General features: G+C 68.2%; 15 protein-coding genes and 2 pseudogenes. 8 read left to right on the top strand and 9 right to left on the bottom strand.

Annotated elements, in window-relative coordinates:
* Nucleotides 1-108: 108 nt before the first annotated feature.
* Complete coding sequence (locus tag AB0O15_RS41415) at nucleotides 109-1,347, bottom strand: multidrug effflux MFS transporter (RefSeq protein WP_364331347.1); 1,239 nt, start codon at nucleotides 1,345-1,347, stop codon at nucleotides 109-111.
* A gap of 110 nt (nucleotides 1,348-1,457) precedes the next feature.
* On the opposite strand from AB0O15_RS41415, the gene AB0O15_RS41410 reads away from it, so the two are divergent.
* The 4 genes from AB0O15_RS41410 (at nucleotide 1,458) to AB0O15_RS41395 (ending at nucleotide 6,207) form a co-directional block, all read left to right on the top strand.
* Complete coding sequence (locus tag AB0O15_RS41410) at nucleotides 1,458-2,345, top strand: helix-turn-helix transcriptional regulator (protein ID WP_364331344.1); 888 nt, start codon at nucleotides 1,458-1,460, stop codon at nucleotides 2,343-2,345.
* A 253-nt stretch (nucleotides 2,346-2,598) separates the two neighbouring features.
* Nucleotides 2,599-2,769 carry a hypothetical protein gene (locus tag AB0O15_RS41405; protein ID WP_364331341.1) on the top strand — a complete coding sequence of 57 codons (171 nt, stop codon included), beginning with the start codon at nucleotides 2,599-2,601 and terminating at the stop codon, nucleotides 2,767-2,769.
* A 165-nt stretch (nucleotides 2,770-2,934) separates the two neighbouring features.
* A complete protein-coding gene (locus AB0O15_RS41400) occupies nucleotides 2,935-4,680 on the top strand; it encodes an RICIN domain-containing protein (protein ID WP_364331338.1) in 1,746 nt (581 codons plus the stop codon).
* Nucleotides 4,681-5,508: 828 nt separating this feature from the next.
* On the top strand, nucleotides 5,509-6,207 hold the full coding sequence (locus AB0O15_RS41395) for a TetR/AcrR family transcriptional regulator (protein WP_364331336.1): 699 nt from the start codon (nucleotides 5,509-5,511) through the stop codon (nucleotides 6,205-6,207).
* A 67-nt stretch (nucleotides 6,208-6,274) separates the two neighbouring features.
* Here the strand turns inward: AB0O15_RS41395 and AB0O15_RS41390 are convergent, their stop codons facing one another.
* From AB0O15_RS41390 to AB0O15_RS41370, 5 genes and pseudogenes are all read right to left on the bottom strand, one after another.
* Nucleotides 6,275-6,691, bottom strand: a complete 417-nt coding sequence (locus tag AB0O15_RS41390; protein ID WP_364331333.1) for an alpha/beta hydrolase — start codon at nucleotides 6,689-6,691, stop codon at nucleotides 6,275-6,277.
* Between the two features lie 241 nt (nucleotides 6,692-6,932).
* A complete protein-coding gene (locus tag AB0O15_RS41385) occupies nucleotides 6,933-7,925 on the bottom strand; it encodes an acyl-CoA dehydrogenase family protein (protein ID WP_364331330.1) in 993 nt (330 codons plus the stop codon).
* A gap of 119 nt (nucleotides 7,926-8,044) precedes the next feature.
* A pseudogene (locus AB0O15_RS41380) lies at nucleotides 8,045-8,205 on the bottom strand (transposase family protein); the annotation flags it as partial.
* A 344-nt stretch (nucleotides 8,206-8,549) separates the two neighbouring features.
* The gene (locus AB0O15_RS41375; protein ID WP_364331328.1) at nucleotides 8,550-9,824 is read right to left on the bottom strand and encodes a nucleotide disphospho-sugar-binding domain-containing protein; all 1,275 of its coding nucleotides are present in this window, start codon (nucleotides 9,822-9,824) and stop codon (nucleotides 8,550-8,552) included.
* 530 nt (nucleotides 9,825-10,354) lie between these two features.
* A complete protein-coding gene (locus tag AB0O15_RS41370) occupies nucleotides 10,355-12,958 on the bottom strand; it encodes a hypothetical protein (protein ID WP_364331326.1) in 2,604 nt (867 codons plus the stop codon).
* On the opposite strand from AB0O15_RS41370, the gene AB0O15_RS41365 reads away from it, so the two are divergent.
* On the top strand, nucleotides 12,891-14,396 hold the full coding sequence (locus tag AB0O15_RS41365; protein WP_364331323.1) for a cytochrome P450: 1,506 nt from the start codon (nucleotides 12,891-12,893) through the stop codon (nucleotides 14,394-14,396). The two genes, AB0O15_RS41370 and AB0O15_RS41365, sit on opposite strands and share 68 nt — an antisense overlap.
* Before the next feature lie 149 nt (nucleotides 14,397-14,545).
* Here AB0O15_RS41365 and AB0O15_RS41360 read toward each other — a convergent pair whose 3' ends face one another.
* From AB0O15_RS41360 to AB0O15_RS41350, 3 genes are all read right to left on the bottom strand, one after another.
* Nucleotides 14,546-14,956: a hypothetical protein gene (locus AB0O15_RS41360; RefSeq protein ID WP_364331320.1), complete on the bottom strand. Its 411-nt coding sequence runs from the start codon at nucleotides 14,954-14,956 to the stop codon at nucleotides 14,546-14,548.
* Between the two features lie 181 nt (nucleotides 14,957-15,137).
* Complete coding sequence (locus AB0O15_RS41355) at nucleotides 15,138-20,072, bottom strand: diguanylate cyclase (RefSeq protein ID WP_364331317.1); 4,935 nt, start codon at nucleotides 20,070-20,072, stop codon at nucleotides 15,138-15,140.
* A 677-nt stretch (nucleotides 20,073-20,749) separates the two neighbouring features.
* Nucleotides 20,750-21,631, bottom strand: a complete 882-nt coding sequence (locus tag AB0O15_RS41350) for a GRP family sugar transporter (protein ID WP_364331314.1) — start codon at nucleotides 21,629-21,631, stop codon at nucleotides 20,750-20,752.
* Nucleotides 21,632-21,939: 308 nt separating this feature from the next.
* On the opposite strand from AB0O15_RS41350, the gene AB0O15_RS41345 reads away from it, so the two are divergent.
* The 3 genes and pseudogenes from AB0O15_RS41345 to AB0O15_RS41335 all read left to right on the top strand — a co-directional run.
* On the top strand, nucleotides 21,940-22,173 hold the full coding sequence (locus AB0O15_RS41345) for an RHS repeat domain-containing protein (protein WP_364331311.1): 234 nt from the start codon (nucleotides 21,940-21,942) through the stop codon (nucleotides 22,171-22,173).
* Between the two features lie 19 nt (nucleotides 22,174-22,192).
* A complete protein-coding gene (locus AB0O15_RS41340; RefSeq protein ID WP_364331308.1) occupies nucleotides 22,193-25,234 on the top strand; it encodes an RHS repeat-associated core domain-containing protein in 3,042 nt (1,013 codons plus the stop codon).
* A pseudogene (locus AB0O15_RS41335) lies at nucleotides 25,231-26,238 on the top strand (hypothetical protein); the annotation flags it as partial. The gene AB0O15_RS41340 and the pseudogene AB0O15_RS41335, both read left to right, overlap by 4 nt.
* Between the last annotated feature and the right edge of the window lie 246 nt (nucleotides 26,239-26,484).

Raw genomic sequence — 26,484 nt, 5'->3', positions numbered from 1 at the left:
GCACGGCAACCAGGTTTAGGACCGGCCGGCTCTCCCACGCGGGACGACGGCGTCCACCAGGTTCTCCACAAAAGGCGGCTCTTGCCCTCGTTTTCGCATTGCTGCTCATCAGCGGGGAGCGACTTCCGGCTCTGCCTCGCCGCGGGCCAGCACGAGCAGCCCCACCATGGACAGGACGGCACCACCGACCATGATCAGCGCCATCGGCACCGCGGTCTGCTCACCGCCGAGCCCGGCGATCGGGGCGATGGTCCCGACGGCGACCCACTGGACGAACCCCAGGACCGCCGAGCCCGTACCGGGGTGCTCCGGGACCTCGGCCGACGCCAGGGCGCCGCCGTTGGCGATCATCAGGCCCTGGGCGGTCATCAGCACGAAGAAACAGCCGACCGCGAGCAGCAACGGCGTGCCGAACCACACCGCGCCGGCGAGCATCGCGACGCCGGCCGCGAGCGCGGCCACCTGCCCGGCCAGAATGACCTTGCGGGCGGCGACCCGGCCGGCCAGCCGGGCGGCGACCAGCGCAGCCACGGTCATGCCGGCGGCGTTGGCCGCGAAGTCGGCCGAATAGGCGATCGGTGACATGCCGTTCATCGACTGCAGTACGAACGCCGACGTGGCGACGTAGGCGAACAACGCCGCCATGGCCGACCCGGTGACCAGTAGATAGCCGACGTAGCGGCGGTTGGCCAGGACCTGGCGCCCGGCGACGGCGAAGGCCCGCAGTCCGCCGCTGTGCCGCTTGTCCGGGTGCAGGGACTCCGGGACGGCCACCAGCACCGCGACCAGCATCGCCATGCTCAAGGCGGCGACGGTCCAGAACGACAGCCGCCAGTGCGACAGCTGCAGGATGACCGCGCCGAGCAGCGGTCCGGCGATCGGGGCGACCCCGCCGACCCCGGCGATGACGTTCAGCACCCGCACGAGGCGGGCGCCGGTGGCCAGATCCACGATGATCGCCCGCCCGATCACCATCGCCCAGCCGCCGGTGAAACCCTGCACCAGCCGGGCCACCATCATGATCCCGATCGACGGGGTGAGGGCACACACGATCGAGGCGACCGTCATCAGCACCAGCGCGGCCAGCAGCGGCCGGCGCCGGCCGCGTTGATCCGACACCGGACCGCCGATCAACTGTCCCAGGGCCATGCCGACGAAGAAGGCGGTCAGGGTCAGCTGCACCTGCGTCGCCGACGCCGACAGGTCACCGGCGACCCGTGGGAACGCCGGCACGTACATGTCGGTGGCCAGCGGCGCGATCGCGGTCAGGAAGATCACGGTGGCGATCAGCCCGGAGGTCAGCGCGACCTCGCGACGGGCGACGGGCGGAGCGGGTACGGACGTCATCGAAAGCACTCGGTCAGCACATCCCAGCCCGGCCCGGGGAGGAAGTCACCGACGATGGGTGTACTGGCAGGGCATCCCACCGCGGCCGGGCTCGTCGTACCGTCGATGGTATGGACAATCGAGCCGTGGTCCGCGAGTTCCTCATCACGCGCCGCGCCAAGATCAGCCCCGAGCAGGCCGGTCTGCCCTCCTCCGGGCAGCGCCGTGTGCCAGGGCTGCGCCGCAGCGAGGTCGCCGCCCTGGCCGGGATGAGCGTGGAGTACTACGCCAAGCTCGAACGCGGCACCCTGGCCGGGGTCTCCCCCGGCGTCCTCGACGCGATCGCCCGTACGCTGCGGCTCGACGACGCCGAACGCGCCCACCTGATGCGCCTGGCGCACGAGGCCGACGGCAGCAACGCGGTCCTGCGCCCGACCCGCCGGCCACGGCAGTGGCAGATCCGGCCCAGCCTGCAATGGTCGCTGGACGCCATCACCACCGCCCCGGCCATCATCGTCAACAACCGCCAGGACCTGCTCGCCGCCAACCACCTCGGCCGGGCCATGTACAGCGACGTCTACGCCGACCCGACCCGGCCGCCGAACTTCGGCCGGTTCACGTTCCTCGACAGCGCCGCGCGCCGCTTCTTCCCCAACTACGAGGTGGCCGCCGACATGACCGTCGCGAACCTGCGCACCGCGGCCGGCAAAGACCCCCACGACAAGGGTCTGCACGACCTCGTCGGTGAGCTGTCCACCCGCAGCGACGACTTCCGCCGCCGCTGGGGCGCCCACAACGTGCGTACCCACGGCACCGGCGTCAAGACCTTCCACCACCACGCCGTCGGCGACCTCGAACTCGCCTACGAGAGCATGGACCTGCGCGCCGACCCCGACCTCACCATGACCCTGTACGCCGCCGAGCCCGCCTCCCGTACCGAAGACGCTTTGCGCCTGCTCGCCTCCTGGGCCGCCACCCACCAGACCGGCCCCGCCGCCGAGCGACTCACCAACCGCTGACCTCCGCGAACTTCCGAGAGGATCGACTCGGCGGCATCCGCGCCACCCGACGTGCCGGACGACTCGGCTCCGGCCCGGCGACGAACGGTTCTTCGCCGAGATGCACCTGCTCGCTCCGCCCGTACACATCGAAGGAGACACCATCCACACGCGAACCCTCGGCCAGGGCCTACAGGTCTCGGCCATCGGTCTGGGCGCCATGGGCATGTCCCAGAGCTCGCCCTCGCCTGGTTGCTCGCCCAGTCTCCGGCGATTGTGCCCATCCCCGGCACCCGGCGGCCTGGAACGGGTCCGGGAGAACGCCGCCGCGACGCAGGTGCCGATGTCCGCCGACGACCTCGCCGACCTCAACGCGCTCGCCGACCGCATCGGAGTGCAGGGCAACCGCTACAACGAGCAGCACATGTCCCTCGTCGGCCGGTGACCACCGTGGCGCTGGCCCACCAAGCTGCCTCACGAGCCCGTGCGGGGACCGCTGGGGCAGCATTTCTTGTCTCGGCGCTTCAGTTCAGGGCACTTCGTGCGGTGGGGTTGTAGTGTCTCCCCTCGCGGTCCTCGCCCAGGACGGCACCCGGCCACGGAGTGAATTGTGATCGAGCACGTCAGCGCACAGCACGAACCGCTGCAACCGGACGACCCTCGGCACATCGGTCCGTACGAAGTGGTCGGCCGGTTGGGCGCCGGCGGCATGGGCGTCGTCTTCCTGGCCCGCACCGGCTCCGGCCTGCTGGTCGCGGTGAAGCTGGTGCACGCCGAGCTGGCCCGTGACGCGGACTTCCGCAGCCGATTCCGCGGCGAGGTCGAACGGGCCCGGCAGGTGCCACCGTTCTGCACGGCGGCGGTCCTGGACGCCGACCCGGAAGCGCCCCTGCCCTATCTCGTCGTCGAATATGTCGACGGACCTTCCCTCACCCAGGAAGTCCAGAGCAAGGGGCCGCTGACCTCGGCGAACGTGCACGCCGTGGCCATCGGCGTAGCCACGGCGCTGGCGGCGATCCACGACGCGGGAGTCATCCACCGCGACCTCAAACCGAGTAACGTTCTGCTCGCACCCGGCAGCCCCAAGGTAATCGACTTCGGGATCGCGCGAGCCATGGAAGCGTCGGCGGTTCAGCTCACCCGTACCGGTCAGATCTTCGGCTCGGTCAACTACATGGCACCGGAACGCTTCGGCGCGCCGGGCGTCCCCCTCACCTCGGCCTCGGACATCTTCGCCTGGGGCTGTGTCATCGCGTTCGCTCGCACCGGACGGGCACCCTTCGAGGCCGACTCACCCATGGCCACCATGGCGCGGATACTCACCCAGCCGCCCATGCTGGACGGCATCGAGGACGGTCCGCTGCGTACGCTCGTCGAGCAAGCCCTGCTGACCGACCCGGCGCAGCGACCAACGGCCCGGGAACTCCTCGACCGGCTGCTCGCGGGCGGTTCCAACCCCGTTCTCGGCCCTCAACCCGAACGAGGCGGCACCGTACCGGACACCCGCGTTCCCGCCCGGGATCCGCAGTCTGGAAGCAGACGGCGACGGCCGACCGCGCTCATGGGAGCCGCCGCCCTGGTGATGTCGTTGGCGCTGGCCGGCGGTGGCGCGTTCCTCGCCAGCCGGAACTCCTACGCGAACCTCACCGACTCCGCCGCCACGCAGAACGTCGGCCCGTTCCATCAGGCCAGCAGTCCGGCCCCGCCTCAGGCGTCCCCGACGCCGACCCACGACCGCGCTCCGGCGCCCCGCACCGAGCGGCCGCCCGCCGCCACCGCGCCGCGGGGCGGCAAGTCCTCGCCGAAGGCCACCGGCGCCAGCCCTCCCGGACGCAGGAACCAGCCACCGGTCAAGTCGGCCGGCAGTAACGGCGTGGCCGGCTACGGCCCGTACTTCGTCCACAACTACAAGACCGGCATGTGCGTGGACCTGCCCGGCACCGGTGGCGGCAGCGCGGAGCAGCCGGTGGGCCAGTCCCCGTGCAGAAAGACCGACGACGACAACCAGGAGTGGACGTTCGTGCGGCACGGCGCCGACGCGAACGGCAACCAGCTCTACTGGATAAATAACGTCGACGACGGCTTGTGCCTTGACGTGCCCGGTACGGGCACGGTCGCCCCAGGCACGGCGGTCGTCGAGAACGGCTGCTTCGGGCAGGACAACCAGCTCTTCCGGCTCGTGCCCCGCCTCACCTCGCACGGGCGCCAGTATTACCGGCTGGTCAACGCGACCTCGGCGATGTGCCTCGACGTCTTCGGTATCGGTGACGGCGCCGCCGGCGCCGGCCTCACCCTGGTGGGCTGCGTCGACGGGGACGACCACGAGTGGGCACTCGTCGAGAAGTCGGAGTGGTGAACCACCAACGGGACAGCTTCCTCAGCTGGTCACGGCCGCCGATGCGCGGTCGCGGATCGCGCCAAGGCACAGGCAACGACCGGAGATGACTCAGCTCGAGGGCGCGGGTGCCGCCGGCCGGCCCGACCTCCATGCCGTGCTGCGGAGATCCCGGTAGAAGCGACACCTTCCGCCGGTGCTGTCCTGCCGCGAGTGCACATCGCCCGCGATGCCAACTTGGGGTGTGCCCGGCCGGCCTCCCGGTTCCGCCGGCACATGGGCCGGCGATGCCCTATGACATCGACGTGATACCGCACTCGATGGCGTGACGATGCTGGTAGACCGCGCCGTCGAAGGTCGTCACCAACTCCTCGGCTCTCGAGGGACCGTCGTTATGCGATCGAACGAAACTAAGTTGCGGGGCAATGCCGGGTGTCAACACGTCGCCGACGAGTCTGCCTCATCGCATACTTCTCGGCTGCCGGTCCACGCCACCCGTGGCCGGGCCGCACGGAGCCGCTCCGCCACCGAACACATCTGGGAATGCCCGGAGAGCCACCGCATCCACCATTTGAAACAATTCAAAAACGGCGTATTCAGGTGCTGTCAAAGCCGTATACGTGGCTACGACAAGGTTCTCCGGAAGTGCCGCCCACACCGATTGAACATTCTGGATACGGCTCGAACGAAGGTCGGCGTCATCCTGCCGTCCGGCCTTCCGTGCCGGCCGACGCCCGCCGCCACGGTGACGCCGTGGTGGGGTGACAAGGCCGTGACCTCGCCAGTTGCGTCACTCGCGCAAATAGGACCCGGCACTCATGTCAGTAAATCGTTGGTTAGAATGCCGGCGTGACTGATGAACCGCGGACGATGAGCAGGCGTGAGCGACTGCGGGTATCGACCTTGCAGGAAATCGAGGATGCGTCTTTCGCCATCATCGACGAGGACGGCGCAAACGCGTTGTCCATCGCGGCACTCGCGCGCAGCATGGCGATGTCCGCGCCCGCGGTTTACCGTTACTTTCCCTCGCGCGACGCCTTGGTGGCGCACCTGATTACCCGTTCGTACGAGCAACTCGTGGCGGCGATGGCCGAGGGTATGAACAGCCGGCGGCGGACCCCGCGGTCACGCGTACGCCAGTTGGTCGTCGCTTACCGTGCCTGGGCGCTGCAATACCGCCGCCGCTACGGGATGCTGTTCGGCGAGCCGCCCGGGGAGATCCCCGCGGAGGTCGTCGCCGACAGCCCACTCAACATGGCCATGACGCAACTCGTCGACCTGCTGACCGAAGTGGCCGACGCCGCAGCGGTCAGCACCAGCGGCGACCGTACGCTCGATGGGCAGTTGCGCGTGTGGGCCCGCGCGATGGACCGGCCGGGCACCGCCCCCCGGATCGCCCGCGCCGCCATCGTCATCTGGACGCGGGTGCACGGGATCGTCAGCCTGGAGCTCACCGGCATGGTCGACAACCGTTCCATCGAGATACAGCGGCTGATCGACCTGGAGGTCGACAGCGCGGTCCAGTTGCTCGCCTCCACCCGCACCTGATCGCCCGATCAAGCAGCGCCGACACTGCCACCTCGTCGTCACGCGCACCGAGCCACGCGGAATGTGTTTACCGAGGTCGCTCGAGCTGACCGGATAAGCGGCTTTGATGGAGCTCCCTCCGGCCTTGCCATCGCTCGTGGTCGCCATGATCGACGCAAGGCTTGGCCACGAGCTCGGGGTTTTCGATGGCCATCTGCTGTGCAATACCGCCACCCATGGACACCCCGACCACGGTCGACAGGTCACCCGCGGCCAGGCCGGCCAGATCGACGTCGCCGGCCTCATCGAACCAGTCCGACCACCCGACGTCACGGTTGTCGAACCTGATGACCCGGAAACCGTGGCCGGCGAGGATCTCGCAGAATCCGTCGGGCCAGGCGATGAGCTGCTCGCCTACTCCCATGATCAGAAGCATGACCGGATCGGCGGCGTCGCCGATAGCCTCGTAACAGAGGCTGATGCCGTTCGACTCCACAAAAGGCAAAGCGCGCTCCTTCCCAGGTGGACGCCGGATTCCGGCTCTCGCACCGTGTCGTGGTGATGGTTCGCTTGAAGAACGCGGCACGAGGCTCAACGGTTCACGACTTGCGCCAGGCTGAGGGTCAGCCGACGGGAGCAGGTACGGCTTTGGTGGACCTGCACCGCAGCCCCGATCACGGGCTCAACCTGTGCGTCGGCACGCTCGCCTGGTGTGCCGCGCCGGACATTCGCATGGCTCTGACGAGTCAGTGCGGATCGACCCCGCCACCGCTGAACGTGGCGAGCAGTGCTCGTCGTGTCCGCGGCGACGCGCCGGCGACCAGACAGAACCGCGCTTCCCGCCCGAGACGTTCGACGTCGTTGCCACGGAGGACGGAACGGCTGCCGGCGGCGAGCGCGAGAGAGTCCGCGGCGCGGATGGCAAGATGCGCACACTCCGCCCTTACCGCGGGAAGGTCGTCCTCGGAAGCAGATATCAGGATGCCCGCCGCTGCGTCGATCTCGGCCAGGAGCGCGTCCGACCGGGCGAGACCGGCGGCGCGTCGCGCCACCCCGAGGGCAAGCGCTCCGGTGCCGTTGACCCTTCGCTCGGATGACATGCGCCAGTCCTCCAGCGACGTTTCGGACAGCTCACGATCGGCGGGCACGACGTGCCGGTCGAGGGTCAGCTCCGCAGTGCGGCTCGCTTGCGCGGCGATGAGATCCATCGGACGTGCGGCAAGCGTTGCTGCCGGAAGGGCATCGATCAAGAAGTCACGCACCACCTCGCCGTCGAGAGCGGCGATGCGGAGCACTGCGACGGAACCCCAGCCGGTCACCCACGGGGCTCGTCCCGTCAGCACCCAGCCAGCGCCATGGCGTTCGGCGGTGAGCGGAGCCGGAGCTTGCAGACCCGTGGTGGCTAGACCGGCTCGTACCGCACCGCTCGACAAGGGACCGATCCATCGGGTCCGGATCGGGGTCGCGCTGCGCGCCACGCCGAGAAGGGCGCCCTGATGTTGAAGCCACATGAACGCGGTGGCCAGGCATCCGGTAGCAAGGGCTTGCGTGATGATGACCGCCGACCCAGGCGGAAGATCCGGAAGGCCGACCAGCCCGGTCAGGCCGGCCGCATCAAGAGCAGCGAAATGACTCTCCGGCACTCGATCTGCGGCGTCGACCTCAGCAGCGTCTGGCCAGAGGACATCTTCGGCGATACGCCGGGCTTCATCCGCTTGCGTCGAGAAATCTCCGCTCACCCGCAAACTGTCACACACCATGATCACTGGCTCAACTGGTCACCACGGTGACGTCAGGAGCTTCCACGTCGTCAAGGTCGCGACAGCGCGTTCGCCGCGGGCGCGGATGCGGGCATGGGCGCGGTGGCCACGCCGATCTCGAAGCCGGCGGCCAGGCGGGTGAACGTGTCGCCGTTGCGCAGGTGAGGCAGCATAAGCAGCGCCTGACGGCCGGGACCGGGACGCCAGTGAGATCGACGGTGACGGCGAGGATGCGGATGAGGTCGGCAAGGTGGTTCAGCGATCGTTCTCTGCGGCGCCCGGCGGTGCGGTCTGCCCGGTCGCCCTCGGCCGGGGGTCCGTTCGGGCAGTACGAGGCGGTCCGCGACGCGGTCGGACGGGAGCCCTCGACCGACTCGCATGCCTCACCTCGGCCCGGCCCCATGTCCTTGATCAAGGCTGTGACCTGCTATTGCAAGGGGCTGAGCACCTACACCTCCGCGTCGGCCTTCACTAGCGCGTCAAGATTCCTACGCCTTCACGCTGCGTGTCGCACCGATACATAGTGACGGTCATTCGCGGAGTGATCGTAAGTACGGCACCGTGAGAAGCCGGCCAAGATGAGTCGGCCACCACCCGGACCTGTCAACTGAGCACCAGGCGCTCGATCTCGGCGACCGGGTCATGCTCCGCGTAAACCTTCGCCAGTTGGTCCACGTTCTGCTTGACCTGGGCATCGGCAAGCAGCGAGGCGGTAGCCTCGGCGATGGCCTGCGGGGTCGGCGTCGCGGTGCCCAGGTCGATACCGAGCCCGTGATAGGCCAGGCGAGCCGCGTTGGCGGGCTTGTCCTCGGTCTCCCCCGCGATGATCACCGGCAGGCCGCTCGACAGTGCCTCGTGGATGCCACTCGCGCCACCGTTGGTGATCAACAGGTCTGCTTTCGGCAGGAGCTCGCCGAAGGGTACGTAGGTGGCCACCCGGGCATTCGCCGGCACGTCGAGTGCCAATGCCTCCGGATCGGCTCCGCCGAGTGCCGCTACGACGGTCACGTCGAGGTCAGCCAGCCCGATCAACGCCGGTCCTACCAGCTGCGACAGGTCGTCATTGGCCAACGTGCCTTGGGTGACAACCACGACCGGCCTGGATCCGTCGAGCACGGGCCACCAGTACGGGTGATCCCAACGCCGGGCGGGCTCCGCCGGGAAAGCACCGACCAATTCGATCGTACGGGGAAGGTCACTGCGGTGGAACTCGAACCCCGGCACGGTGAGCACTGCCGTCGCGTCCGGAACGGTGTAGACGAAGTCGACGAACCCTTGCACCTCGGTGGCGGCCCCCATCTCACGCAAGACCGCGTTCAGGCGTTCGCGAGTCGGCGCGAACGCCTCGTTGAACTGCGCGTTGGCCGCGCGGTTGGCCGCCTTCGGGTCATGGCCGGCTTCCACCGGCACAGGACCGAAGAACGAGGAGTCGTCGCTGCTGACGGCCAGCCCGACGACGCTGACCCCGACCCAGCGAACCGGGAGCCGGCCGGGCACGCCGTACTTGACCGGCACCGCGCCCAGAAAGAACACGTTGCTGATCAGATACTGGTCGGGATCCTGCTCGAGCAGCCTTTGCAGGGCAGCATGTTGTTCCGGCATCGGATTGACGAAGTTGTGGATCCAGTCGAAGTTGAGCTGCTCCGGGCCCGGCGCGAGACCGGCTGTCGCTCGCTCGCTGACGAACTGCTGGAAGTCGTAATCCGCTGCTCCCCCGAGCGACGCAAAATGGAGGCCGGCGCTTTCCACCTGCTCTCGATACGCACTGCCGGTGAGGAAGGTTATCCGGTGTCCGCGGGCGGCCAGCGCGCGGGCGAGCCGCAGCAACGGCCCGAACTCGCCGGGGATCGGCGGTGCGGCCACGATCATCTTGACCATGAATCTCCTTTGTCGAAACGAGCTGGTCGAACACGGCGCCCACCCCGTCGGGGGCCAGCCCCGGATACGGCCGGCCCGGTCCGGTCGCGGTAGTCGATCGTCTCGGACCCGAGCGAGCGCAGCCCCTTGTGATGGCGTGGGCTGGCGGCATCGGTCACGCTGACGCCCGCCTGCTGGGCTCCCGAGCAGACGTGATCAACATTGCGAATGATCGTAACTATGAAATGGGGTGGCACGAAGCGTCAAGTTGCTGTGACGACGTGGTCGTGGCGCTGAAGCCGCCTGAGCGACGTGCCGTGAGCAACCCACGGCTGCCTCCGGGATGGGCATGACCGCTGGACAGACCCGTCCAAATGTCTGAGGAACGGTCAGCGGATCTGCCTGACGGCGTACCGGCCGGCCCCCTTCGTTCGGCGATCGATCCGCCGCAGGCGATGCACGAACTTACCCTCGGCCACTTCCCCAAAGCCCCCGGACTTCCGGCCCACGTCGATCCGGGCCAGATCTCGCACCGGTCGAGCTGTCGCGGATCAGTCGGTTCCAGCGCTGGGGTGCGGGTCGGTGACGTGGCCGGTCAGGGTTTGCGTGAACGTACGGGAGCCGAGGTGGATCTTCGCTTCGACTCGGATGTCCTCGGGAGCCTCGGTGACATCGTCGGTGACCGTGGGAATTTCCAGATCACCGGTGAGCTGGCCCGGTTCCACGCAGGCGGACGCGTACGCGCCGGCCTTCGAAAGCGGACGCGACGGCTCTGGGGTGATGTCCTGGTCGGTCAGCCAGTGCGGGTCCACGTCGGTCGTCGACAGCTCGGGGGCGCCGTCCGGCGCGACTACCGTCCCCTCCAGGCAGGCGTACGCGTCGGCCGGCTCGGAAAGCTTGATCTGCCAGCGCATGGTCGCGCCCTCGGTGACTTCGGAGGCCGGGTCCACCACGACCGTCGGGGCCGGGTCGTCGTTCTCGATCACCGACGTGGCGAAGTAGTTGCCGACGACGAGTCCGCGGACCGCCTTGGCATGGAGCAACACGAGGGTGTCATCCCCGAACCGGGTGTTGGCGGGCACGCTGAACGGAACGGTCAGCCGCCGGTCGCCCGGCTTGACCGTCAGCACCGTGGAGGCCATGTTGTTGATGAACACCCGCACCTGACCCGCACCAGAGCCGGTCACCGTGAGCTTCAGGTCAATCGTGGTGGTTCCGGAGTCGCCCTCCTTCACCCGGGCGGAGCCCACGTCGATCCGCGGCAGCCCCCGGGTCTGCGGGTCCGGCGTGCCCGGCCGACGGCCCCACGCGTCGAGCAACCAGCCGGTGGCTGATCCGCGTGGATGGATCTCCAACTTGGCGATCGACGACACATCCCGCAGGGGTACGCGGACCTCACGCGCCCAGTGGCTGAACGTGTTCGTGGTACCGGGCAGGCCGTCGACGCGCACCTCGCCCAGGTCCGCACGGCGTCCGGAGCGGTCGATGACCGCGATCCCGAACCTGTTGCCCGTGGTGTTCGGCGGCACGATCAACCGCATCGCCAGCTCACCGCCAACCTCGGCGGCGTGTTCCGGAGTCAGCACGGCCAGCTTGCCGGGGTCTATCCGGACCGCCCACCGGCCGGGCTCGACGTTCATGTAGTTGAACCCGGTGAAGTGCGGCGACCCGAAACCGTCCTCCGCCCGGTACGGCAGGCAGGCCTTGCTCTCGTCGTTGTCGTTGACCTGCTCGCACAGCCGCGCCCCATCCACTCGCAGCACCGCCGGGTCAGGGATGATCACCGGTGTCCGGGCCGCTCCGATGGCATGGCTCAGCACGCGGGCCGGGCCGGCCGACGGCGCGGAGACACCCGAGCCGTCGATCAGCGGCAGTACCGCGTCGTCATCCTCGAGAAACACCCTTGCCGCGGCCGCGACGTAGGTGGCACCGACCTGTTGCTGCTGTCCCGCGGTCAACCGCGTCGGCCGCCCCGGTCCGCAGACCGGATCGTCGGCGTCCCACCAGTCGTCGTCGGACGGCGCAGCCGACTGCCCCGGAGTCCACTCACTGTTGTAGAAGTTGTGGTTCGCGCCGATCACGTACAGGGCGCTGTGCAGGGCCCGGCCGCTGCTCACCCCGCGGGTGGCGTCCACGTAGATCTGCCCTGTCAGGGTGGCGTCGCCGTCGCAGCCACCCAGCATGATCATGGAGGGCACGTCGGGGACCGGGTTCTGCCCGCCGTTGGTGGGCCCGATGCCGACCAGGCCGCGGATTGTCCAGCGAACCTTGCCCCGATATCCGTCGACGCTCGGTGGCGGCGGTGTGAGGCTGTCCATCACCGCCCGGTTCGCGCCCTCGCCGCCGCGCGAGTGACCGATCACCATCACCCGGGACAGGTCGGCCGGCGGCGCCTGGCGGACAACGGCCGGGGTCTGGTTGGCGCCCCCGCCGGCCCAGTCGGCCCACTTACCGAGGTGCAACCGGATCAGCGAGGACCGGGCCTGCGCCCCGAAGTCGTCGAGCCCGTCCTGGGCGTTGACACCGTTCGCCGCGATCGACACGGTCAGATATCCCTGCGAGGCGAGCAACTGCTGCATGGACCGGAAACCACGATGGCTGGGAACCGGCAAGGAACCGTGCGGGCACGGCCAGCCAGCCACGTACTCGTCCTCGCCGGGCGTGTAGCAGGCGTCCTGCCGGCCATGCAGGAACACGACCATCGGTCGCTTCGTGCGCACACCCTTCGGCGCGATCACCAACGCCCGCATCTCGACCGGCTTCGCCAACTCCGGTATGGAAACTTCGGGCAGGTCGTACTCGCCCTCGAAGGTGCCGAAACGGCCAGGGATCCCCGGGTCGACGGGGTTCGCGGGCTGCACCGGCGGCACCGCCGCAGGCCCGATGGTCGTCGCCGGGACGGTCTCGGCCGTCGCATTCGCCGCGGTGGCCGGGACCGTCAGACCGGACACTACGGCGAGGGCGACGCCGGCGATCACTGCACCGCGCCGACTCACGGAGTAACCACAACTGTCGGCACGGGATCGATAAAGGTCATGTCCCGTTGACGACTCTGGGCGGCAGCATGGTTGCATCGACCCAGATGTGATGTGTGATGCTCGTGGAGGGACCGCCGGTCGGTCCATACGGACACATCTGAGACCGATCAGGCACATGAATGGGCATCTTCTGTCCCGTGTTCGGGAAGCTTACGAGATGCCCGTGACTGTGAGCGCCCTGAGTGGACCCCGCCCCCTGCCCTTGGTCGGCAACTTACCGGAATTCGTCCGCGGGAACGTTTCGCATCGGGTGCTGGAGTCGTGGGCGGACACGTACGGCCTCACCTACCGGTTTCGCCTGCCCGGCTTGGACGCGGTGGCCACCGCCGATCCGGCGATCATCGATGTGGTGCTGCGCCGCCGGCCCGATGACTTCCGGCGCAGCGCCGTGATGGCGACCGTGATCGATGAGATAGCTCCGCACGGAGTGTTCACCGCCGAAGGTGAACGGTGGCGGCGGCTGCGCAAGGTGGCGACGCGCAGCCTCAACGCCGCGTACCTGCGTCAGTACTTCACCACGATCACCAAGGTGACCGGGCGACTGGTTCGGCAGTGGGAGAGCGCCGCGGCCACCGCAGGGCCGATCGACGTGCTGGACCTGATGATGCGCTACACCCTCGACGTCACGGCCGGGCTGGCCATGGGCCACGATCTGAACTCGCTGGAGAGCACCGGCGACGGCCTGCACAGCCGGACTCCGACCCTGTTCCCGGCATTCGGCCGACGGCTTGGCGCGCCCGTACCGTACTGGCGGTACGTCAAGCTGCCGCAGGATCGCCGGCTAGACGAGACGGTCCGGGAGATTGAGGCGGTGGTGCTGCAAAGCTACGCCAAGGCCCGGGTTCGCATGGCGACCGGTGCGGAACCGGCGAACTTCCTGGAGGCGCTGGTCCAGCCGCTGGAAGACGAACCGCAGATCACCGAGAAGGAGGTCTTCGGCAACGTGCTGACCATGCTCTTCGCCGGCGAAGACACCACCTCGGCGGCAGCCGCATGGGCCCTGCATTACCTGGCGGCGAATCCCGACATCGCGGCGAAGGTCCGCGCCGAGGCTGACGAAGTGCTCGGCGATCAGCAACTGCCCACCGACCCGGCAACGATCGGCCGGCTCAAGTACGCCGAGGCGACGGTCAACGAGGCACTCCGGCTCCGCCCGGTCGCGCCGTACCAGGTCGTCGAGCCGACGCGGGATCTGACCCTGACCACTCGCGACGGCACCAAGCTGTTCCTCCCGGAGGGACTGACCATCTTCGCGCTGCTCAGCTACGGCGCCCTCCGCGACACCGAGCGTTTCCCCGACCCGGAGGCTTTCCGCCCGCAGCGCTGGCTTGACGGGCAGCTGCCGGCCGAGGCGCTGCCGTTCGCACCGTTCGGCAACGGACCTCGGTTCTGCCCGGGCCGCAACCTGGCCCTGATCGAAGCGACGATCGCGACCTCGGTGCTGGCCCGCGGGTTCGATCTCGAAGAGGACCACTCGGCCGGCCCCGTCCGAGAGCGCATGGCCTTCGGCGTCTTTCCGGAGAACCTGCGTCTCCGTGCCCGGGCACGGCTCTGAACCCAGCCCGAACCCTCACGTGCACGACCCGGCAGATCGCCGCACTTCCCTAGACGGACGGCCGCGTGACCTGCTCCGCGGGCGGCGAGGCCGCCAACATGGAGATCGCTGGTGCTACGGGTCAGGGGGCTAAGAACGCCCGGACCACGTCATCGCCCCGACAGAACCCGGCTGGACAGAGAACGACGGCCGCGGCCACGCGGTCGAGTACCGCGACCCATCCCCCTCCGGTGGTCGAACGGCTCGTCGATCTCGTCGTCCCAGTCGGCGTGGTCGCTACGGGCGCCGAACTCGGGCGAGTCGAAGTTCGCGCCGAGCTCGGGCCGGTTGACGTCCAGGACCGCACCGTGGGACCCGGCGAGCCCACGCGGGGTAACGTCGGCCGGTACGAATGCGGGGTCATCCAGCCAGCCGGGCCGCCTGTCGTCGAAGCCCCGCTGCACCCTCCCAGCGGCCCCTGGGCTGCGCAGCGTGGCCAGCATCCCCACACGCCGGCTGCCGCGATCGGGCACCGGCACGAAGTCGGCGTCCGAAAGCGGAGTCTCTTCGTCGTGGTACATCGGGCCCTCCTGCGACATGCGTACGGGTCAAGTGCCGTTAGTCTCGGCCGGGCGTCTCCACAAAGCCTCCACGGCGTCTCCATTGCTCGGGCATGGGACCAACTTTCCCTGCGTACGACGCCCATGCCCACGCCGAGGACGTCGTCGACAAGCTCGTGGATGCGAGCGAGGTCCGCGCGGCCTAACCCGGCCCGTTTTCGCTGACGGTCCGATTGCGCCCGTTCTCTTTGGCTTGATAAAGGAATTGATCGGCGCGGCGGACAAGATCGCCCGGTGTCTGGTAACCGTCCGGTCTCGCCAACGCGATTCCGATGCTGATAGTGACGGTGCCATGGGTCGAAACCGTGTGTGGTTCAGCGAGCTCTTCCACAGCGATCCGTGTCCTTTCCGCAGCCGCGACCGCGCCGCAGAGGGTGGCGCCCGGCATGACGATGCAGAATTCTTCGCCACCATAGCGGGCAACGTGATCGGTACACCGGACGCTGCCGGCCAGAGTGGAGGCGACCTGGTGCAGGCAACGATCGCCGGCGGGATGGCCATAGTGGTCGTTGTACAGTTTGAACTGGTCGATGTCGATCATGGCGACAGCCAGCGGTGACTTGTCCCGCAGCGCGCGCTGCCATTCGGCTTCCAGAATGTCGTCCAGGCGGCGACGGTTGGGCAGGCCGGTCAGGGCGTCGGTGTGGGACATCCGTTCGAGGCGCTCATTGGCCCGGGCGAGTTCCTCGGTCCTCTCGGCTACCTTGCGTTCCAGGCGGGCGTAGAGCAGGGCGTTCTCAATCGATACCGAGAGTTGCCCAGCGATCAGGCGCACCGCGTCCAGACGCGCGGTGGTGAAGGCGCTGCGGGTGAGCCGGTTCTCCAGGAGCAACATGGCCCGTGGCTCGCCCTGCGCCAATATAGGCACCACCATCACGGAGCAACAGGCGGCGTCCTGCAGGTAGGGGTCACGCGAAAAACGACCATCTCGTGTCGCATCCTCGACCAGCAAAGGTTCGCGAGTACGTTCGGCGTAGCGCACCAATGACATCGGCAACAGAGGCCGTGCGGTGCCCTCTTCGGCCGCCTTCCCGGAAGAGGAGGTTGCCTGTCCGGCGACCGGCTCGGTGGCGCTCGGTTCCCCGACGGGGTCGGCCATGTACCAGTTCCGGGAATCGTCGTCGCGCGAGACGACCTGTACGGAGGTCGCTCCGGTCATCGCGCTGAGCACGTCACTGACACGCGCCCGGAGCCCCCGGAGGTCGGTCTCGGAGCTGAGCGCACGCGACGCGTCCAGCACGCCGAGCAGGTCGACGGACTCGCTGGAAAAACCGCTGCTGCGCCGCGTCTCGATGGTCCGCCCGCGTTGCGGCTCGGGCCGGTTCGCGGGTCGCTGGGCCAGGAACGGGTACTGCCGATCGAGGCTGCGGGCCTTCGCCACCGCGCCCCACGCGGCATAGCCCTGTCGCGCCTCGGCGAGCAGTGCCCGCCCCGTGTGTTCCAGCCCGTGGGCGAGGTGGAACAGTCCGGCCCGTTCTCCGATCAATGCTCGATGCCACGGTCGCGGGTGAGTGCCCGGCTCGCGAAGGGCCGCGTCGAATGCCGAAATGGCACCTAACGTGTCACCGACCGCCCCGGCCCGCTCCGCGTCGAGGAGCCGGGACAGGTGAGTGAAATTGGCCGGTGCGTCCATCGCCCGTGCGGCAAGCCATTGCCGGCTGGCGTCCAGTTCGGCCAGCAGGGCGGTCCGTTCGGTCGACGCCGCGCCCACCACTCGATTCGCCAAGGCCAAGCCGTGTAACAGGTGATAGACCGCGTTGGGATACATGCCCGGAAACATCGGCATCGCCTTCGACGTTACGGCGACGTGCTGGTCCAGACGCGAAAAATCTCCGGCAATGACGGACACGATCGCCGCATAGAGATGGAACGTCGCCCGGGCGGCGCCATTGGCCTCGATCTCGGCGGGCGGTTCGGCTGGAACCGTCCGAACAAGGCTGTCGTCATCTCCGTGTAGCGGCTGTATCACCTGCTGCGCCATCGTCAGCAACTCGGCCACCGACTGGTTGCCGGTTCGATGGCTGAACGCCAGCCCGGCCTCCACCTCGGCGAGCAGTTCGGCCAGAGTCGGCATGCTGTCGAACATGGCCAGAATGGTCAAGGTATAGGTAATGCCGGCAGACTGCAGGTCACCGAGGCGGACCATGTTCGCACGCGTTCGGCGTGCGTCGCGCAGTACGTCCTCCAACGGCTCGAACCAGTGCGCCGCGTTCGCCACGGACATCAACCTGGCTTGGGCGCCGCCTATTTCGTAGCCATGGGTCTCGCTCATCGCGATCAGATAGCGCCCGACGGAATATCCGGTGCGGTAGTCCTGTCCAGCTGAGGCCGTGATGAAGCCGGCGCCGCTGAGAACGGACGTCAGCGCCTCGCAGGGTCCGTGCGCAACCCACAAGCGCTGCGCCTCCACCAGAAGCCAGGCCAGGATCGACGGGCTTCCGAGGAACGCCGGTTGCTTGACGCTGTTCATCAGGGCACTAATTGCCAAGACGATGGGGTCCTTCGTCTCCGGCCTGTGCCGGTCGTCAGCCCTGGCGTCGTCGGCGGCCCACGCGGTCAGCGCGGCCACACCACGCCCGATCGTGGCGCCCATCTCGTCCGGCCCAGGGACCGGCAACCCCAAGCGCGCGAGCAGGTTCATGCCCAGCTCCAACGCCTCGGCATGACGGTTGCGATTGCTCAGGCTGGCGATCTGCACGCCGGCTGCGGCGACGCGCTCCAGCGGATCAACACAGTGCTGTTCAATCGATCGGTAGACGTCGTCGGCCTGGTCGAGGTCGCCAAGGACGAACAATGCCGCATGCCACTCGGTCTCGACCGTCGCCAGCGAGCGATCGTCCACGCCGACGGGGTCTGTCCCCAGCAATGACACCGCGGCCCTCAACAGACGCTCAGCCATCGCCGGTTGGTGTATTCGCAGATCGAGCGCCGTCTCGCGGAACAGTCCGACCACCCGTCGGCGTTCCTCATGGTCGATCACCAGGTCGATCGCGGGCAGGTACTGTTTGGCCGCGATGCCGCGTAGTTGCGGTACGGCGGCAAGTCGGCGGCCAAGCTGAACCCGGAACCCCGGGCGCAGCCGCGGGGCGAGGCGGGCCGAAGCCGCCTGTTGAACCCGGTCGTGACGAAATCGCACCGCACCACTGCTCTGCTCCATCATGAGCAGGCCGTCCTCGAGCGCCGGCAGCAACGTCGCGGACAGGGCCTCACCGGACCGACCGCACGCCGCAGCGAGCAGGTCCGGTGCCATGTCTCCGCCGAGGCAGGCCATGGTCTCCAGAGCGGCGCCGGTTTCGGCCGGGAGAGCGTTGATCCGGGCGCTCAGCAGCTCCACCACATCGGCTTGACCGAGATGCCGCTGCACCGCGGCCGGGTCCCACAGCCAACCCTCTGCTCCGGGAATCAAGGCTCCCTCACGGCGCAAGGCGTTCAGCAGTTCCAGACTGTCGTACGGATTCCCACCGGTACGCGCGGCCACGACCTGGGCGAGTTCGGCTGCCCTCTCCGGCGCCAGCCGGAGCATCTCGGTCAACAAGGCGCCGAGATCATCGACGGGCAGGTTGTGCAACCGTATGTGTCTCACCGCGGTGCCAGGCTGCTTCAAGCGCGACAGCATCGTCGTCAACGGATGCGTGACGTCGACCTCGCCGTCACGATAAGCGCCCACCAACAGCAGCCCGCCACGTTCGGGTTCGGTGAACACCGCGTCGACCAGCGCGGTCGCCGCCGGGCCGGCCCACTGCAGATCGTCCAGGACCAGCGCTACCGGCTGGCCGGAAGCGGCCACCGCATACAGAAAGTCCAAGACCGCCTGCACCATCTGATCGCGATTCGCCCGGACGTTCGACGCGGCGGGGGCCGTCGCGGCGTCGTGCCCCACGAGCAACGCGAACTCCGGCACGGTCGCGGCAAGCAACGCGACATTGGCCCCCAATGCCGCATCAAAACTGGCTCTCAGGGCGAGAACATCACTCTCCGGCTCCGCCAGAAGTAACTGGCACAGCCGGCGGAGAGACTGCTGCAATCCGTCAGATTCAGGATCATCGCGGTACTGGTCGAACTTTCCCGATACGAACCAGCCGCCACAGGCGGACGCTATCGGCCGCAACTCGTCGATCAGGCTGCTCTTGCCCACGCCGGGAACACCGCTCACCAGTACACCGCGACAGTTGCCGATCAGCGCGTCCTCGAACGCCTCCCCCAAGGTGGCGATCTCGGCATCTCGCCCGACCAACCCTGACGGCGCCGCGAGCCGCAGCGGGAAATCTCGCTCGCCCAGCGGGAACCCGCTCTGCTCACCGCGACCGAACTCGTCACGCATACGGACCAGATCATGCGCCAGGCCGGCCGCACTCTGATAGCGACGGTCAGGCTCCTTGTCCAGTAATCGCAGCAGAAGATCCGACAGGCCGGCCGGCAGGGCGGGATTGACCTGGTCCGGCCGAACCGGATTCCGGACCAAATGATCATGTATCAAGCGCAGCGGATCCTCGGACCCAAACGGGGGTACGCCCGTCGCCAACTCGTACAGCGTCGCGCCCAACGAGTAGAGATCGGCTCGGTGGTCCACCGATCGGCCGGTACGACCCGTCTGCTCCGGAGCAAGGTAAACCAGTGTCCCCGCAATCTGGTCCGGGTGCAGGAACCCCGGGCGCTCCTCGGCGAAGGTGGTCGCAAGATCGAAATCGATCAGCGAAGGCCGGCGGGGCATTCCCGCCAGCAGGATGTTGCTGGGATTGACGTCCTTGTGCACAACACCGCGGCCGTGGACCGCCGCGAGTACCTCAGCCAGGTCGACCGCGAGGGTCAGCAACTCAGCCAGACCCAGCGGCTCGGGCCCCAGGAGCGAATCCAGTGCTACGCCATCCAGGTCAACGAGCTGGATCGCGTCATCATCCGCGGCTCCGTCGTCGACGAGCTTCGCCACCTGCTCCAGCCCGGCCAGCCGCCGCAACATCGCCCGCTCATGACACATCCGGAGCTCGCCGTCCGGGCCCAGCGCCTCTTTACGGACCACCGTATTTCCGGCCGGCAGCACAACACGGGTCACAACCGTACGTTCATTCTCGTAAAGCACCTGCGCGGCACCGTCAGTGAGCCGGCGGCCGTCGGCTGGCGCCTCACCAGCACCTATCGACATTACCCACCCCTGAAACTGCCCGTATGGCCGTCCGGCGACGACTCAATGCGCCGAGTCGACGCCGAAGCGGCACAACGTCATCAAAGCACCGGCCGGCTGGACCGACACGCGATTCCGGCAGTTTCCCGTGATTCCCGGAGCTAGAAACGAGCTCGACGAAGCCCCGTCGTGCTGGGGAGGCTGTGCCGTGAGCCGATCTACCTCACGGTGCTCAACCCCGGTCGCAGAGGCCACTTGAAAGCTTCCGTGAGGAAGGTCACTCCAGGGCCAGCCACCCGAACACCGGCCCTAAGATCTGGTTAACATGTAAACCAGATGAGGACGGGCCATCAGCCCGGCACGCGATACGTCGGATCGCCCACGACTCAGGCTCCTTCGTGGACCGTCGCTCGCCTGGCTCGGCCGAGTCCTTCCTCGCAGCAGGGAGAAAAGACCATGTCAGCTTTCGTTTTCATCAACCGCCTGCAGGCCAAAGAGGGCCAGAGAAAGCAGCTCATCGAACTGCTCACCGAGTTCGCCGCCTCCATTCACAGTGACAGCCCGCAGGTCAGTTAACGATCGTCGTTATGCAGCGGTCCGTCACGAAGCGTCAAGCGTGATGGGTCATCGACGAGCTAACGCATCGCGGCGATGACGCAGCCTCCTATCCCGGCGACCGCGATGCCGGTCAGTACCCTTCGGGCCTGGCGGGTGCCCGGTTCGGGGACGTGTAAGACCCAGATGCCGATGGCGGCGTTGACCGCAAGGCTGAGCTGGGCGATGGTGAAGCCCGTGCCGGTGCCCACCCGGGCCACCAGGGCGAGCAGGAGGAGGTTGCCGAGGCCGAAGAGGCCGCCGGCACCGACCTGAGCGCTCGCGGCGCGCAGGCCCAGCTTGACCGGCTCGCCGGCCGGGAAGGCCAAGGCCACGGCTCCGACCAGAATCCCCAGCGCGAGCGGGAAGTTGCTCACCTGGGACGGAACAGCAGCCCACTGGGCCGGCACGAAGTAGCTACCCCAGAGGATTCCGGCCCCGACGGCCCACAGCAGGCCGACCCGCGCCGCAATCGGACGTGGCTTGGAAGAGTCGTTCCGGGAGCCGGCGATCAGCAGTACTCCGGCGACAACGACCAGGAAGGCGCCGCCCAGCACGGCGAACCGTGCTCCGGAGAATCCATCGAGCTCGCCGAACAGCAATGCACCCCAGCCGAACGCGACAACGATGTTGAGCGGCGTCCAGATGCCGGCGGCGACGGCGAGCCCGATCGTCCTCGACGCCCGGAAGACGCAGTAGTTGCCTGCCGCCCAAACCATGCCGCCGGCCAGCGGCAGCCAAAACGTGCGCCAGCCGAAGGTGATGCCGGCCCCGCTCACCAGCAGGGCCAGGCCGGCGAAGACGACGTTGCCGAGGGCTAGATAGAAGATCCGGGACCGTTCCGGGGTCCCGGGCACGAGCTGAGCCAGCGGAATCCAGGTGCCTAGCGCGATCACCATGACAACGGCCAGCAATGCGGTCATAGCGTCACCTGCCTCCTCGTCCTGTCGGCAACGGCATACCACCCCCCGTACCCACAGACAGCGTTTTAAAGATCTTCCCTCCTGTCGCATGACAGCGCGGGCTCACATCGGGAAAGCCTCCGGACGAGTAACAGGCAGGGTGACGGTCAGCCCTGTGCCGTGACGTGACACCGGCGCATGGCCACCGATGGCCGGCCCGCGAGGGATAACCCGCGAGACGGGGTACGCGTCGCCCGCCCTCCCTGCCGTCGCGTTCCGCTGTGCCACGTTGATCGGTGGTGTTGCCGGACGGTGGCGGAGGGAATCGGGTGGAGATCATCGACGCGGACGGGCCGGCCGAGTACGACGCGGACGGCCGGCTGGTGGCGATCACGAACGCGGCCGGCCTGGTGTGGCGCTACTCCTACGACGAGGCCGGCCGGCTCGCCACCGAGACGGACTTCGACGGGCGTACCCAGCGCTACGGGTACGACACCGGCAACCGCACGATCTCGACGGGGCGCCGCTGGAGCGTTACGAATACGACAACACCGGCAAGCTGACCGGCGCCGGCGGCAACGCGTGGGAATTCGACGGCACCCTACTGCTGCGATCGCGGACGCACGCTTCGAGTACGACGAAAAGGGCCGCCTGACCGCCCGCATCGACACCACCGGCCGCTGGCTCTTCACGTGGGACGCGGAGAACCGCCTCGTGCAGGCGGTCACCCTCGCCGGGGATCGGTGGCGGTATGGCTACGACGGTTTCGGCCGCCGCGTCACCAAGCATCGTCTGGCCGACGACGGCACGGTTGTCGAAGACGTGCGGTTCGCCTGGAGCGGTGACCTCCTCCTCGAGGAGACCGGCGCGGACGGGACGGTCACGTGGGAATACCGGCCGGACGGGACCGCCCCGGTGGCACAGACCGACAAGGACGGCCTTCGCACGATCGTCACCGACGTGATCGGGACGCCAACGCATCTGGTCGAGACCGACGGCCGGCTGAGCTGGTGGGCACGAGGCGATCTGTGGGGCCGGACCAGCGACGCCGGGGCCACCCCTCTGCGCTTCCCGGGTCAGTATCTCGACCGTGAGACCGGCCTGCACTACAACCGCTTCCGGTACTACGACCCGGCCATCGCTCGTTACCTCAGTCCCGACCCGCTCGGCCTCGCCAGCGGACTCGACCCCGGTGCCTACGTCAGCGACCCGCTCACGCTCGCCGATCCGCTCGGGCTTGCCGCCTGCAAGCCCGCCCAGCCGTCCTTGAACCCGCTGGATCCGATCGGACAGCAGCGTCCCAGCTTCCAGGACGGCCCCTCTCAGCTCCCGGCCGTGCCTCTCCCGCCGTCGCCGCACGGACCACAGACTCCGGGACAGTCGCCGGGCGGCCGGCCGGCCGCCCCCACCTCCCTGCACGCCATGAACTGGGAGTCCGGCCACGGCAACGGGACGCTACCACCGCTCGGACAGACCGCCTCGGCCGAGAATCTCGCGCTGCGGGACGTTCAGCAGGTCCTTCAGCCGCTCCCCGATCGACAGCCGCGTGGAGAGGGATTCCTCGACCTCGGCGCCCAGCTGGAACTCACTCCGGACATGACCGTTCCCCTGGGTCAGTCCAAGCCCGAGCATCTGACCGCCTACGAGCCATACGAGCTGAAGCCCTTCCGGCTGCAGAACGGCGACTACGCCAACCTCGTCGTCAAACCCGTCCCCGGCGGCAGATGGCAGGCGTACGACAAGGGCCAACCGGTCGGCCCCCAGCTCTCCGAGGTCAACAACGCCGGCGCCCAGGGCGACACACCCCGCACAATCCTCACCACCAGCAACCGCAACGTCGCCGGCGGCATGCCCCGGCACGGACGAGGACACCGGCGAGGCCGCGGATCCGGATCGTCGTCACAGGCCGGAACATCGAGTCGATCGAGCCGGGCAATTCCTCAGAACCAGTGGTGGATGCTCTACATCGATCCGGACCACCACCACATCGCGGCGGAGTCGGCCGACCCGGGTGACATGTACGACAACGACCAGGAGCCCGGTTACCAGCAAAGCATGGTCGAGGCGTACGACGAGTATCTGTTCACGTCGCGGCCGGTGAGACGTCTCAACGCGAACGTCTACGCCGCGATGCACGAGGCGGTTGTTCGCTACACCCCGATTCCGCACGAGTGGACGGGCGAGCCCGATCCCGAGGGCAACGACGTCTACTCCACCGCCGCTCCCATGTATGCGACGCCTTCGTCGAGCGTGCCGAACACCTCGGTCGCCGGGCGGCCCCTGGTGGCAAGGTCGGACGTCGAGTCCGCCGATCCGCAGAACCGCATCACGTATGGCGATCAAACGGATTATCAGTACGAAAGCAACTACACGGCCACCGAAGCGCCGGCACTCATCAACACGATCTTCGACGACTACTATCGCGACATCCGGCACACGACGACGGACGCCGATCGGATCTGGCTGATCGCGGAAACCGTCCGCAAGCTGCACATCGGACACTTCTTCACGGACGCCAACGCGCGACTCAACATCAACCTGGTGATGCAGCTGCTGTTGATGAACGAGCGGCTCAATCCGGTCATCTTCCCGTACATGAATCACAGCTTCAGCGGGAACCAGAGTCTGGCCTGGCTGACCCAGCAGATCCTCGAGCGCCAGGGTGTGCCCCTGGATCAGCAACTGGGGTTGAACGACCCTCCGCAGGACTATTACGGCGCCGGGTCGAGCATGCAGACCTATACCGCGATCGTCAACATTCCGATGTTGGACATGGTCCGCAGCGGTCCCGATCTGGCTGCCATGTTCGGTGCCGCGCGACACGACACGACCAACCCGGACAGCACCCGCTACGCCGAATCACTGGACGAGAACCAACGCTCCGGCCGACTCCTCGACATCCCACCCACCTCCACACCACGGACCCTCGGCGACGTCGAACGCTCCTACCCCGGCCGAGAAGTCCTCGCCTTCGAAGGCTGGCGCGGACCACTCAACCAGATCGGCGCCCTCACCCCCGGCAGCACCGGCATCGTCGCCTACCGCACCGGCAACAACCAGGCCGGCGACCCCTTCCACATGATCACCGTCACCAAGAACCCCGACGGCAAGATCGCCTTCACCGACCCCCAAGCACGCGACCAAAGAGTCATCCCACCCTTCGGACCCGACGGCCTCGTCGTGTTCATCGACACCAGCGGGCCTGGCGACCTACCCGACGCCTCGCCCCCGACCGCCGACGACGGCAATGCCGACGCGCCGACCGACGGCGAGGCCGGCCCGAACCTCTCGTCCTTCCTGGACGGCACCGACGACGGCGCCGGCGACGGCGCCGACGGCCGCACCGACACGAGCACGGACACCGCCGTCGACGGCGGCGCCGGTGTCACCGCGGACAACCGCATCTCACCGGCCTCGCTCTTGAGGGTCTCCAGGTCACCGCCGCCGAAGCCGGGGCCACCCGCACCCGGGAGTTCGACGCCGACGGTCTGCTGCGGGCCGAGACGGATGCCACCGGTGAGGTGGTGCGGTCCGAGCGGCTCGCCGCGAACGGTCCGTGGACCGTCCTCCAGGCCGGCCCGGCGGCCACGGTTCGCAATGCGGCGCGGCAGGTCATCTCGATGAGGTCGGGTGACGGCCACACCCGCTACGAGTACGACAGCCTCGGCCGCGTCGTCGTCATCGAGAACAACGAGGGCTTCACCGATCTCGGCTGGACGATCGGGGGCGAGCTGGCCTGGCGGGAGAACCCGGACGGCGGCTTCGAGGAGTACCACTACGACGGGGAGGGCAACCTGGTCGAGTCCGTCGACGCCGACGGGCGCCGGACCGTGCGCGAGTACGGCGCGTTCGACCTGGTTACGGCCATGATCGACGACGAGGGCAACCGCACCGTGTACGGCTACGACACCGAGCTGCGCCTCACCTCGATCACCAACCCGGAGGGCGAGACGTGGCGGTACACGTACGACCCGAACGGCCGGTTGGTCGAGGAGACCGATTTCGGTGGCCGCACCCAGCGTTACGGCTATGACGCCGCTGGTCAGGTCGTGCGGCACACCGACGCGGCCGGTGCGGTCACCGTCTACAGCTACGACCTGCTGGGTCAGATCGTCGAACGACGCACGGGCGACGCCGCGACCCGGCTGGAGTACGACGGTGCCGGTCGCGTCGTGGCGGCCACCGATGCCGACTCGGAGATCCGGCTCGAGCGGGACGCGCTCGGCCGCGTCATCGCGGAGACGGTGAACGGCCGGACCGTCACCACCTCCTACGGCGACCGGTTCGGCCTGCTCAGCGCCCGCACCTGCCCATCCGGGGCCAGGACAGAATGGACCTACGACGATTCCGGCCGGCCCGTGGTGCTGGCGGCGGCGGGTCAGAGCATCGACGTCGACTGGTTGACGTCCGTGCACGGTGCGACCGACCAAGCGAACGGGCCGGACAGTGGAGGGGCACGCTACACGCTCGACGCCCTTGGCCGGCCGGTCACCCGGACCGACGGGGCCGGCGAATGGATGTTGACCTGGGATCACCGCGATCGGCTGATCGGCGTCACAACACCGGGCGGTGATCGCTGGAGCTATCGGTACGACGCGTTCGGCCGGCGGTTGGCCAAACAACGGCACGGCGCGAAAGGCACGGTACTGGAGGAGATCGAGTTCGTCTGGTCCGGCGACCGGCTCGTCGAACAGAACCGGCGCAAGCGCGGCGGCGAGGCCATCACCTCGACGTGGGAGTACCACCCGAAGCTGGCCGGCCCGGTCGCCCAGATCGTGGACGGCGCCTTGCGTGCCGTGCGGCCCGGCGCGACCGACCCGGACACCGCCGCGCTGTGGGCCGGAGGCCGTTACCACGACGCGGAGACCGGCCTG

This window comes from Actinoplanes sp. NPDC089786 (assembly GCF_040684855.1).
Lineage (GTDB): Bacteria > Actinomycetota > Actinomycetes > Mycobacteriales > Micromonosporaceae > Actinoplanes.
The sequence above is the reverse complement of the archived record's forward strand: the minus strand, read 5'-3'. Positions and strand labels throughout refer to the sequence as shown.

Excerpts from the sequence above, each read along its gene's own strand:
- AB0O15_RS41415 (WP_364331347.1), bottom strand. The coding sequence starts at position 1,347 with ATGACGTCCGTACCCGCTCCGCCCGTCGCCCGTCGCGAGGTCGCGCTG.
- AB0O15_RS41410 (WP_364331344.1), top strand. The coding sequence starts at position 1,458 with ATGGACAATCGAGCCGTGGTCCGCGAGTTCCTCATCACGCGCCGCGCC.
- AB0O15_RS41375 (WP_364331328.1), bottom strand. The coding sequence starts at position 9,824 with ATGGTCAAGATGATCGTGGCCGCACCGCCGATCCCCGGCGAGTTCGGG.
- AB0O15_RS41365 (WP_364331323.1), top strand. The coding sequence starts at position 12,891 with ATGTGTGATGCTCGTGGAGGGACCGCCGGTCGGTCCATACGGACACAT.
- AB0O15_RS41370 (WP_364331326.1), bottom strand. The coding sequence starts at position 12,958 with ATGTGCCTGATCGGTCTCAGATGTGTCCGTATGGACCGACCGGCGGTC.
- AB0O15_RS41360 (WP_364331320.1), bottom strand. The coding sequence starts at position 14,956 with ATGTACCACGACGAAGAGACTCCGCTTTCGGACGCCGACTTCGTGCCG.
- AB0O15_RS41350 (WP_364331314.1), bottom strand. The coding sequence starts at position 21,631 with ATGACCGCATTGCTGGCCGTTGTCATGGTGATCGCGCTAGGCACCTGG.